The 12,323-nt window shown below is 28.8% G+C and carries 10 protein-coding genes; 9 read left to right on the forward strand and 1 reads right to left on the reverse strand.

What is annotated here, in order from left to right; translation table 11 throughout:
• The first annotated feature begins 224 nt into the window (after positions 1 to 224).
• The 9 genes from GFU93_RS03450 (at position 225) to GFU93_RS03490 (ending at position 10,549) form a co-directional block, all read left to right on the forward strand.
• Complete coding sequence (locus GFU93_RS03450) at positions 225 to 1,154, forward strand: dihydroorotate oxidase (RefSeq protein WP_160567301.1); 930 nt, start codon at positions 225 to 227, stop codon at positions 1,152 to 1,154.
• 72 nt (positions 1,155 to 1,226) lie between these two features.
• Positions 1,227 to 1,847: a uridine kinase gene (gene udk, locus GFU93_RS03455; protein WP_160542185.1), complete on the forward strand. Its 621-nt coding sequence runs from the start codon at positions 1,227 to 1,229 to the stop codon at positions 1,845 to 1,847.
• A 3-nt stretch (positions 1,848 to 1,850) separates the two neighbouring features.
• Positions 1,851 to 2,204: a septum formation initiator family protein gene (locus GFU93_RS03460; RefSeq protein WP_160567302.1), complete on the forward strand. Its 354-nt coding sequence runs from the start codon at positions 1,851 to 1,853 to the stop codon at positions 2,202 to 2,204.
• A gap of 300 nt (positions 2,205 to 2,504) precedes the next feature.
• The gene (locus tag GFU93_RS03465) at positions 2,505 to 3,599 is read left to right on the forward strand and encodes an AI-2E family transporter (RefSeq protein WP_160567304.1); all 1,095 of its coding nucleotides are present in this window, start codon (positions 2,505 to 2,507) and stop codon (positions 3,597 to 3,599) included.
• Positions 3,600 to 3,747: 148 nt separating this feature from the next.
• Positions 3,748 to 4,923 (forward strand): class I SAM-dependent methyltransferase, encoded by a 1,176-nt coding sequence (locus GFU93_RS10180; RefSeq protein WP_160567306.1) that lies wholly within the window; start codon positions 3,748 to 3,750, stop codon positions 4,921 to 4,923.
• A 125-nt stretch (positions 4,924 to 5,048) separates the two neighbouring features.
• Positions 5,049 to 6,263, forward strand: a complete 1,215-nt coding sequence (locus GFU93_RS03475; RefSeq protein ID WP_160567308.1) for a serine hydrolase — start codon at positions 5,049 to 5,051, stop codon at positions 6,261 to 6,263.
• Between the two features lie 113 nt (positions 6,264 to 6,376).
• On the forward strand, positions 6,377 to 7,825 hold the full coding sequence (asnS, locus tag GFU93_RS03480; RefSeq protein WP_160567310.1) for an asparagine--tRNA ligase: 1,449 nt from the start codon (positions 6,377 to 6,379) through the stop codon (positions 7,823 to 7,825).
• Positions 7,826 to 8,268: 443 nt separating this feature from the next.
• A complete protein-coding gene (gene rpoN / locus GFU93_RS03485; protein ID WP_105297491.1) occupies positions 8,269 to 9,738 on the forward strand; it encodes an RNA polymerase factor sigma-54 in 1,470 nt (489 codons plus the stop codon).
• Positions 9,739 to 9,754: 16 nt separating this feature from the next.
• Entirely contained in the window at positions 9,755 to 10,549 is a 795-nt protein-coding gene (locus GFU93_RS03490) for a thymidylate synthase (RefSeq protein ID WP_160567312.1), read from the forward strand.
• Between the two features lie 88 nt (positions 10,550 to 10,637).
• On the opposite strand, the gene GFU93_RS03495 is transcribed toward GFU93_RS03490, so the two are convergent.
• Entirely contained in the window at positions 10,638 to 12,149 is a 1,512-nt protein-coding gene (locus GFU93_RS03495; RefSeq protein ID WP_160567314.1) for a YARHG domain-containing protein, read from the reverse strand.
• Between the last annotated feature and the right edge of the window lie 174 nt (positions 12,150 to 12,323).

Genomic DNA, 12,323 nt, shown 5'->3' on the forward strand with positions numbered 1-12,323 from the left:
TCTCAATAATTACAAAAATTATACCTTTTATCATAAATTTATAATCTTAGAATGTTAATTTAAATAAATTATATTAATTAAACCATGATCCTAAAGATTATATTAGTTATAAATAAAATATTCTAAGCATCTATTATAAAGCAAGTAATAACTTTTTTAAAGAGTGAATAGTAAATAACTTTCTATTCACCATAAATATTCTGATATTTGCAAAAAATATAGTAATGATATCTTTAGAAACAACCATTTCCAATAAAAAATTCAGTAACTGTTTGATGAATGCATCGGGTGTAAAATGTATGACGTTAGAAGAATTATCGAACATGAAAAATTCAGGATCAGGAACTTGGATAACTAAAAGTTGTACCCTATCTCCTAGAGAAGGTAACCCGTCTCCTAGATATGTTGATTTAAAATTAGGAAGTATTAATTCGATGGGATTACCAAATTTAGGTTTTGAATTTTATCTTGATTATGTTCTTAATGAACACAAAGAAGGAAATGATAACTTATTTTTTTCAGTTGCCGGTTTAACGTTAGAAGATAATATAGAAATGTTGAACCAAATTGAAAAGTCTGATTTTCAAGGTTTGGTTGAATTAAATTTATCTTGCCCAAATATACCGGGAAAACCACAAACGGGTTATGATTTTGAAAGAACTGAAGAAGTTTTGAATAAGGTATTTTCATTTTATACAAAACCTTTAGGAGTTAAGCTTCCTCCATACTTTGATATGGTACATTTTGAAATGGTTGCCGATATTTTAAATAAATACCCGATTCAATTCGTAACTTGTATCAATAGTATAGGAAATGCCTTGTATATTGAAGATGAATCTGTTGTTATAAAACCTAAAGGAGGATTTGGAGGAATTGGAGGAGCTTATGTAAAACCTACTGCTTTAGCTAATGTTAGAATGTTTTATAAATTATTAAGAAAAGATATTTCTATTATCGGATGTGGAGGGGTTGAAACCGGTAGAGATGTTTTTGAACACATCTTATGCGGGGCTTCCATGGTTCAGGTTGGTACACAGTTAATGAAAGACGATACTAAAATTTTTTCTAAATTATCTTCTGAATTAAAAGAAATTATGAAAACCAAAAATTACGCTACATTATCCGATTTTAAAGGTATGCTTAAAGAACTTTAATATTTACTTTAGCTAAATTTTGGTACACTATTTTCTGCTTAAAAAAATAAACTCAAAAATATAATAAAATAAATGTTAACCATTGGTATTGCCGGAGGAACTGGTTCCGGAAAAACAACCGTTGTAAACAACATCCTTAATCAATTGGATTCCAACAGTGTAAATGTACTCACTCAAGATAATTATTATCATTACAATCCTGAGTTGTCATTTGATGAGCGTGAACTGTTAAATTACGATCATCCGAGAGCTATTGATTTTGATTTATTAATCGACCATGTAAAAAAATTAAAAGCGGGGCAAGCTATTGAAGAGCCTCTTTATTCCTTTATAACTCATTCCAGAACAGAAGATGTTACGATTATTCAACCTAAAGAAATCCTTATTGTCGAAGGAATATTAGTTTTGACAAATCCTGAATTAAGAAAAGAATTTGATGTTAAAGTATATGTCAATGTTGATTCTGACGAAAGATTAATTAGAAGAATCAGAAGAGATATTCAGGAAAGAGGCAGAGATTTAGAAGAAGTATTGAGTAGGTATCAATCTACTTTAAAACCGATGCATGAAGAATTTATACAACCCTCTATGGCTTATGCTGACATTATAATTCCAACAATGAAAAAAAATACTGTTGCAATTGATGTATTAAGTACGGTGATCCAAAATACTTTAAAAAATCGTTCTAATTAAAGAATGGAAAAAAAAGGCAATAAATCGTCAGATAAAAAATCTATTTTCGGTAAACACTGGTATTCCAGTATTTATTTAATACTCTCCATTATATTTATTATTTGGATGCTTTTTTTTGATACTAATTCTTATTTAACTCATAAAGAATTAAATAATGAAATTTCCAAATTAAAACATGAAAAAGAATATTATAAAAGTAAACTAGATTCTGAAAATATTCAGTATAAAAATTTAAAAAATAATAAAGAAGCTCGAGAAAAATATGCTCGAGAAAATTATTTTTTTAAAAAAAATAATGAAGATATTTTCATCATGGTAACGAAAGATGATTCTATAACGCCAAAATCTAACCCTTAAATCTTAGATTAATTAAAAGTTACATATTTTTTTAGATTTTTAAAATAAATACATTTAAAATGCATATTTTAACATTTATTTCGTTATAACTTTATTAATTTAATTAATAAGCTTTAAAACAACTTATATTTTTATAATTTTAAAAAAAATTAGTATAATATAAAAAGATATGATTCTATAACTTTTAACAATTTTATAGTAACTGCATCATATAAGGTATACTATATATTAAATAAAAATACCAGTTAATGGGATAAATAGCAAGAATAAGATTAATAAGGTAAAAGATATTTATAATGTATGAATTACAAAGATATTAGTAAAGGTATAATTAGCGCTGTATCCGTTATTGCACTCACAGTTCTTTTATTTTTTTTATTATGGAAAATTCGATTTGTCTTAGGCTATATTTTTGTTGCATTTGCCTTTTCTTTAATGGGAAGACCTTTAATGAATTTTCTAAGTGAAAAAGTTCGAATATCTAATACCATTTCTGCTTGTATCACTCTATTAATTATGGTGGGTACTCTTCTTACTTTTTTAAGCTTTGTAATTCCTTTAGCCATCGAACAAGCCGGAAATTTATCTTTGTTGGATACAGATAAATTACAAAATTCAATAACAGAACAAGTAAAATTAATTGATGAAGCCTTACGAAGCAAGCATATCTATTTATTTGAAGATAATTATGCACAATTATTTACTTCAAAGTTTAATTTTAAAATACATATGGATACGCTGCAAAGTGGATTTTCGATTTTAGCTGAATTAGGTATTTCCATATTTTCTGTAACATTTATTACTTTTTTCTTTTTAAGAGAAAAAGACTTATTTAACAGAATGATCATTGGTGCTGCTCCAACCAATGACATAAAAAAAGTCATTCAGGTGCTCTCTAATATTAAAGATTTATTAACTAGGTATTTTCTTGGATTGTGCTTGCAAATATGTTCTATGTTTTTACTTTACTTAGCTATTTTAGGCGGATTTAACATTAAAGATATGGTAATAATAGCTATGTTTTGTGCATTTTGTAACCTTATACCTTATTTAGGACCTTTGCTTGGTTTTTTTATTATCAATTTGCTCAGCATGAGCAGTATGTTTTCCTTAGGTATGGACTTTAATAGTCAAATTATACCTACCATATTTTGGATCAGTATTTTATATTTAATTGCCCAATTAATTGATAATGCGATTTTTCAACCTTTAATTTATGCTAAAAGTGTCAAATCTCATCCATTGGAAATTTTTTTAGTTATGCTAATCTTCGGTATTTTATTTGGTGCTATCGGTGTTACTTTCGCAATTCCCGGTTATACGGTATTAAGAGTCGTTATGAAAAGCTTCTTCAACCGTTTTAAAATTGTACAAGCCATTACAAAAAATTTGTAGTTAAAAAACTTTCAATCTTGCAAAGGTTCTCTTAATGTCTTTTGGTAAAAAATCTTTTTTAAAATTAAATAAAGTACTTTTTATAAATCAATATTTAAATTATTTACAATCATGTAATTTTGTAACTAATATATAGCATTCAAGAATTGTGATAAATACTTATTTACTACATAAAGAAGTCCAAGAATATATAACCAACCACCTAAATTCTAATATATCGGAATTAAGGTTTAAAAAATCACCTTTTACGGGGATCTCTTCTCTTGAATTAATTCAACAAATTCAAGGAAAGAAAATTTCTCAAAAAAAATTTCCATTTCTTTATGAGAATAATGAGATCATATACCCTCCGCATATTAACCTTGAACAAGCTTCATCTCAAAGTACGGCATTATTTAAACAATCAATTATAAACGGTAAAACCGGTATTGATTTAACAGGCGGTACGGGTATTGATAGTTTTTTTTTATCGGAACAAACCAATGAATTTTATTATGTCGAGCCGAATCTCGATTTGCTTGAAATAATAAAACATAATTTTACAGTACTTGGTAAAAAAAATGTGAACTTTATAAACAAAACCGCCGAGGAATTTATTTCTTCTAATTCTACACATTTCGATTTTATTTATATAGATCCATCCAGACGTGATGAAAATAAAAATAAAAAAATCGATTTAAAAGACCTATTCCCCAATATATTAAACCTAAAAGATACATTATTTAAATTTTCGAATTCCATTTTTATTAAGCTTTCTCCTCTTCTTGATCTTCAAAGAGCAATTGATCAATTACCGATTTCAAAAATTTATATTGTATCAGTTAAAAATGAAACCAAAGAATTAATAGTGCAATTGAATCCTGAGTATAAGATAAACCTATCCAATCCTTATGTACATTGTATCAATCTGGAATCAGGACAGCCTGATTATTGTTATTTTTGGCAAGAGGAAAAAATATCTCCAGTTCCCTCCTATTCCATTCCGAAATCGTACCTATATATACCCAATTCATCCCTATTAAAATCAGGAGCCTTTAAACAATTAGGTATTAAATTTTCTATAGATAAGTTACATTCCAATTCCCATATGTACACTTCAGAAAACAAAATTGAAAATTTTCCGGGCCGTACTTTTATACTTATTGAAAAAAATTTTAATCCTAAAAAAACTATTCATAAACAATTTAATATAATCAGTCGAAATTATCCGTTAAAACCTGAAGAAATTAAGAAAAAATATAAGCTTGTTGATGGCGGAACTAAGTATTTAATTTTTACACGTTCTTTACAAGGAAATATTTGCATGCTGGCAGAAAGTATCTAGATTGCCAATTTAATATAACTTAATTTTATAACATTTTATATTTTATTTAAGAAATAATTAAGATTATTAAATTTAACTTGCAAAATCATTTTAGAAGAACTAATTATTCAAACATTCATTAAAAAATGTATAAAAAAATTATATATATTATATCATTAATAAGCCTTTTTAATACAACCTTTACCAATTGCAAAAAATCAAATTACGAAGTAAATAAAAGTGTTCAGAATAAAAAACCTTCAATTCCCGGATATTACAATATAAATTTTGATTCTATATTTACTAAAAAGGATAATTATTCTCCGGAAGACGATACCATTGTATATCAGTTGAATAAATATTTCACCCATGTCTGGAAATCAAAAAATTTAAGCGGTGGTATTTTAGTCGCTAGAGGCAACACCATACTGTTAGAAAAATATAATGGATATTCCAATTGGGAAGATAAAACATTAATATCACCCCAAACCTCTCTGCATGTGGCTTCTGTAAGCAAAATTTTAACTTCTTTAGCTGTATTGAAATTAGTTGAAGCGCACAAGATAAATTTAGATCAGAAAGTAAATACCATACTTACCGATTTCCCCTATTCGGATATAACTATACATGATTTATTGACACATCGAAGCGGTCTTCCGGAATATACTCATTTGGTTGATTTGATTAACACTTGGGATAAAAGAAAGAAAATGTCCAATGAAGATGTTTTAGATTTATTTTCAACTCATACTCCATTATTACAATATAAACCGAATACTCATTTTTCATACTCAAATTCTAATTTTGCTCTGTTAGCCTTAATCGTTGAGAAAACAACCAACATGTCTTTTCCGGAAGTCATAAATACAATGATATTTACCCCTTTGGGAATGAAACATTCGTATATACTTCAAGAAAAGGATTTAAAAAAAGCTAATCTATCCTACTATCCTGACGGCAGACCCTATAAATTCAATCACCTGGATTTAGTTTACGGAGATAAAAACGTTTATACCACTCCAGAAGATCTGTTCCGATTAAGTCAGGCCATGTTTGCCTCAAACTTTTTACGTAAAGACTTATTAGATCAAATGTACACTCCGTACAGTAATGAAATACCGAACATTAAAAACTACGGATTGGGTATGCGATTAATGGTATTTAAAAACGGCAAAAAATTAATCTATCATACCGGATGGTGGCATGGAAGCAATGCCATATTTATTCATCTTGTGGATGAGAAAGTTACTATTATAGCCATTGGAAATAAATATTCAAATATGATCTATTCGGCTATTCGATTAGCACCTCTATTCGGCGACTATCCTTTACCAAATATGAATAAATATAAGTACGATTAAATTTACTTATCAATAAACAGTGTAGTAGTCAACCTTATGTATATTTGGATGGAGTAATACCATAAAATACGTTGAAATTTATTTATATTTGCTTACCGATTAAAATATATTAAATGAACGATTACAGTATTAAAGAATTGTTAGCTAAAGGAAAAAAAGCTTTACAGGAAGAAGTAGTAATTAGAGGATGGGTGCGATCTTTTCGTTCCAATCAATTTATTGCTCTTAATGATGGTTCGGGGCAAAATAATATTCAAATAATAATCAATTACAACGATTTTGATACTGAAACTTTAAAACAAATTACAACAGCATCTTCTCTTTATGTTGAAGGAAAAGTTACTGAAAGTAAAGGAGCGGGACAAGAAATTGAAGTCGTAGCCAATACAATAAAAATTTACGGATATGCTAATCCTGAAGATGTTCAGGAAACTATCTTACAGCCTAAAAGACATTCATTGGAAAAATTGAGAGAGCAAGCACATCTTCGTTTTCGCACCAATACCTTTGCTGCGGTAATGAGGGTTAGAAATGCTTTAAGTTTTGCCATTCACCAATATTTTAATAAAAATGGATTTTGCTATATCAATACTCCTATAATTACCGGATCAGATGCTGAAGGCGCGGGAGAAATGTTTACCGTTACCAATTTCAATTTAGATAATCTTCCTAAAAATGACGAGGGAAACACAGATTTTTCTCAGGATTTCTTTGGAAAAAAGACCAATCTGACCGTTTCAGGACAATTGGAAGCAGAAACTGCTGCTATGGGTCTAGGAAAAGTTTATACATTCGGACCTACTTTTCGGGCTGAAAATTCAAATACTACTCGACATTTAGCAGAATTTTGGATGGTTGAACCGGAAGTTGCTTTTTATGATTTAGATCAAGATATGGATCTTGCAGAAGATTTTCTAAAATATTGCATCCAATATGCTGTTGATAATTGTAAAGAAGATTTGGATTTTCTAAACAAACGATTTGAAGAAGAGCAAAAACAAAAACCGAAAGAAGAAAAATCGGATCAAACTTTACTTGAAAAATTAGATTTCGTATTAAATAATAAATTTATCAGACTTAGCTACACGGAAGCTATTGATATTCTTAAACATTCGAAACCGAATCAAAAGAAAAAATTCAAATATCTTATTGATGAATGGGGAGCAGATTTACAATCTGAACATGAAAGATATTTAGTTGAAAAACATTTTAAAAGTCCGGTAGTGTTATATGATTATCCGGCAAAAATAAAAGCTTTCTATATGCGTTTAAATGACGATCATAAAACCGTACGTGCTATGGATGTTCTCTTTCCGGGTATTGGTGAAATTATTGGAGGATCACAAAGAGAAGAAAGAATTGATATTTTAAAACAAAAAATGAAAGATATGAATGTTGACGAAAAGGAATTATGGTGGTATTTAGATACACGTAAATTCGGTACAGTGCCTCATTCAGGATTTGGACTTGGGTTAGAACGCCTCGTTTTATTTGTTACAGGTATGAGTAATATTAGAGACGTTATACCTTTTCCTAGAACCCCTAAAAACGCTGAATTTTAAAATTGATTAATAATTATTTTAAAGATGCTTATATTATATGTAAGCATCTTTTTTATTATTATTTATTATCATCTTAAAATTTATATTTTTTTAACTCTTCTACTATTTACTTAAAGAATTGATGAATAAAATATATTCATTACTAGTCTAAAATCCATTAAATGAAAAGCAATTTCTAAAAAATTTAATTAAATCATCTCTTAGATAACGATATTTTTATTATATGTTTACTATATAATAACTAGTAAAAATTGCTTTAAAAAAAATAAAACAACCAAAAAAAATATTGTGAAGTTTTAATTTAATATAAATTAAAAAATTTAAGACTTTAGCAAAAAAAAATTCATTACAAAAATTATGCCTTTATTTGTATCTTACATATTAATAATGTAAATTTGAATTTATAAACCTTACTTAATCTACTTTTATAAAGAAACTATTTTATGTTAAAACAGGATTTAAGACTAAAACAACTTTTAAAACTATCTCCTCAGCAAATTCAGCTAATGAAACTAGTTCAGCTTCCCACCCTTGCATTTGAGGAAGTAGTAAAACAAGAAATCGAAGAAAATCCTGCCTTGGAAGATAATTCTAATGAAGATTATTATGATTCTGCTGATTCCTTTGATTCCGAAAAAGAATATGATGATTCCGCAGATAATGAGATTATTGAAGCTCCGGATATAAATATCGATGATTATCTAAGTGATGATGAAGTACCCAGCTATCGGGTACAATCCAATAATTACAGCGATGACGATGATGATAAAGAGTTACCCTATGCTCAATATGAATCATTTCAAGAACATATATGTTCTCAATTACACACATTTAGATTAACGGAAAATGAAGAAGAAATAGCCGATTTTATTGTCGGAAATCTAGACGATGATGGCTATTTACGAAGAGATTTATCATCCATCGTGGATGATTTGGCTTTTACTCAAGGGATTTATACTGATGTTCCGACAATTGAAAAACTGTTAACTAATTATATTCAAAGACTAGATCCTACCGGTATTGGAGCCAGAGACCTCAGAGAATGTCTGTTATTGCAACTCAGAGCAAAAAATCCTACAGAATCCACGGAACTGGCTTACAAGATTATTAATGAAATGTTTGATGCTTTTACAAAAAAGCATTACAGTAAAATACAGCAAAAATTTTCCATTTCTGAAGAAAAGCTTAAATGCGCGGTGAATGAAATTGAACGCTTGAATCCTAAACCGGGAAAGGCTTTTACCAATAATTCAAAAAATACGGAACAAATTATTCCTGATTTTACAATTAGAATTGTAAACGGAGATTTGGAATTGACGCTCAATGGTAGGAATGCTCCTGAATTAAAAATTTCCAGAGAATATTCTGAAATGTTGGATACATATAAAAATACCGAACATAAGTCGAGAGAGCAAAAAGATGCGGTAATGTTTGTTAAACAAAAGTTAGATTCTGCTAAATGGTTTATCGATGCAGTTAAACAACGTCAACAAACCTTGTATGTTACCATGAAATCAATTATGGATTATCAGAAGGAATATTTTTTGACGGGAGATGAAGAACAAATTAAACCAATGATTTTGAAAGATATTGCCGAAATCACCGGTTTAGATATATCCACTATCTCAAGGGTTGCCAACAGCAAATATGTGAATACGCCGTACGGAACTTTGCTTATAAAAGATTTATTTTCTGAAAGTCTTACCAATTCAGAGGGCGATGAAGTTTCCACACGGGAAATTAAAACCATCTTACAAGAAGTCATTGAAAATGAAGACACTAAAAAACCTCTTACCGATGATAACTTGATGAAAATACTTAATGATAAAGGATATAATATAGCAAGAAGAACCATTGCAAAATATAGAGATCAACTCAATATTCCTGTAGCAAGATTAAGAAAAAAAATATAATTAAAATTCATTGTTCATGCAGGTCTATTTAGAACTTTTACAATATATATTAGATAAAGGAACTCGTAAACAAGATCGAACCGGAACGGGTACAATCAGTACTTTCGGATATCAAATGCGATTCGATTTACAAAAAGGATTTCCTCTTGTTACGACTAAAAAGCTCCATTTACGATCCATCATTTACGAATTACTTTGGTTTTTAAAAGGAGATACCAATATTAAATATTTAAACGATCATAAAGTTCGTATATGGAATGAGTGGGCAGATAAAAATGGTGATTTAGGTCCTGTTTACGGGCATCAATGGAGAAGCTGGGGGGCTCCGAATGGAAAACATATCGACCAGATATCGGAAATCATCGATCAAATTAAAAATAATCCGGATTCTCGTAGAATTATTGTCTCAGCTTGGAATGTAGCAGATATCCCTCAAATGGCACTTGCACCTTGTCATGCACTTTTTCAATTTTATGTGGCTGACGGAAAGTTATCTTTACAGTTGTATCAAAGAAGTGCAGATGTTTTTCTTGGCGTGCCTTTTAATATTGCCTCTTATTGTTTGCTGTTACATATGGTGGCTCAAGTATGTAATTTAAAGGTGGGAGAATTTATACATACCTTCGGGGACGTTCACATTTATAATAACCATATTGATCAGGTAAATCTTCAATTAACGCGTGATCCTCGACCGCTTCCAACATTGAAACTCAATCCTGATAGGAAGGATATTTTTAGCTTTAAATACGAAGATTTTTCCATTGATGGCTATGATCCTCATCCTCATATTAAAGCAGAAGTAGCTGTTTAATAATCAGATACTTTTTATTTTTATAAAGCCAATTATAAGATATAATTAATAGTATAATTATACCTTATAATTAAATAGCAGCAAACGGCTAGTTGTTATATTTAACTTCAATCATATTTAATGATGAATTTCTGCTGTCTTTTTCATTAAATATTACCGAAAGCAATCGATTGTCTTTGCCCCTGTTAGTCACTAATACCTTAACATCCGTTCGTTGTTTGATGTTTTCTATATCATCAACTATTTTATAACATTTGGTTTCCACAATTACATCATTAAATTTGTTATAGGTATAATCACAATGAAGGTCTTTATCCTTAATATATCCCGTCATTAAATTTTCGTCATCATAAATATATTCTGTAACCATGTGTTCCGATCCATCATCATCTTTATAATATTCTTTTTTAAGATTTCCTTCCTCATCGTATTCATATAAAACGGAGCTGTTAAAATCATTATTTTGATAGATATTCTTTTTAGTTATATTCTCATTTGCATCATAATCAAAATAGGCTTCTTCGGTAGTTTGATTAGCATAGTCGAGTTTCACAGATTTATAAGGTAAACCATTTTCATTATAATAATAAAAGGTATCATTTAAATCATCTATGTGCTGTATAAGAAAATCGTTATAAAAATAATTTACATACACATCTTTCTTATCCACACAATCGTGCTGAAACAAAGCAATACCCTGTTTATTGAATTCTGTTAATTTACATTTTTTACCGAAAAGACTATCTTTAACAATATATTGAATACTTTTTAGAGCCTTTTGATCATATAAAGTGTTACTGGTAGTTTCTAAGGGAATAATATGACTGTACGCTTTCTTATTAATATCTTTATAAGTAATTAATTTTTTGAATAAATTAATCATAGCTACATTATCGGATTCCAAATCATTTAATTCAATATTTTTATTATCAACAATCGGTTCATACCAATCTTGTTTGTAAAAATATTTTACATCATCCGAATTTGAAAAACGATATCCATACCTGGCAAAAATTTCATTTTTCATCAATTCCAACTCTTTCGGTTTTTTATCTTTCAAATCTTCGATACCTAAACGAGTAAATGCAGTTTGTGGATATTTTCCGGGAAATTCTTGGGGGGTTAAGATAACTTCATCATCATTAATACGACAATTCCTATTCCCGATTTTATCTTTGGTACAAACCATTAATTTGATTTTCGAATTACTTTCGTTGTGAGATTTATCCTTTTCTTTTAAAAATATAAAAGATGCTTTGACCTGATCTGAAATAAAATTACCGTCTTCAATCTTGATGTTGGTTAATTTTTGTACTTTACGGTGTAAATCTCCCCCTTTTCTGCTGTTAAAATCCAGTTTAATAAACTCACTTATTCCCTGTGCATATGTTTTACCGTCTAGATTTAAAATTTTAATGAAGTAATTTTTTGTATCATTCTTGAAATGAAAAACGGTATTTATTTTAGTAACACTATCTCCCACTTTCTCATCGACTAAGGAGGGATCAACTCTCATTCCACTTTGCGAATAAATTGTTTTTTTTTGTGCCATAAAAAAAATAGGTATACATACCATTACACCTAAAAATACTTTTTTCATATAAAAATGTTTATTAATGCAAAAATACACAAATATGTATAACCTCAAATTTACCTTATATATTTATGCCTATTTTTATATAATCATGGTTTTTTAAAAAAAACAAATTAAGCTAAAAGTTGGGTATATAAAACATTTGCATCCATAAATATCAAAAAAATTTAAATATTAATC

Origin of the sequence: Apibacter sp. B3546, assembly GCF_009827885.1 — a bacterium.
In the GTDB taxonomy this organism is placed as follows: Bacteria; Bacteroidota; Bacteroidia; order Flavobacteriales; family Weeksellaceae; genus Apibacter.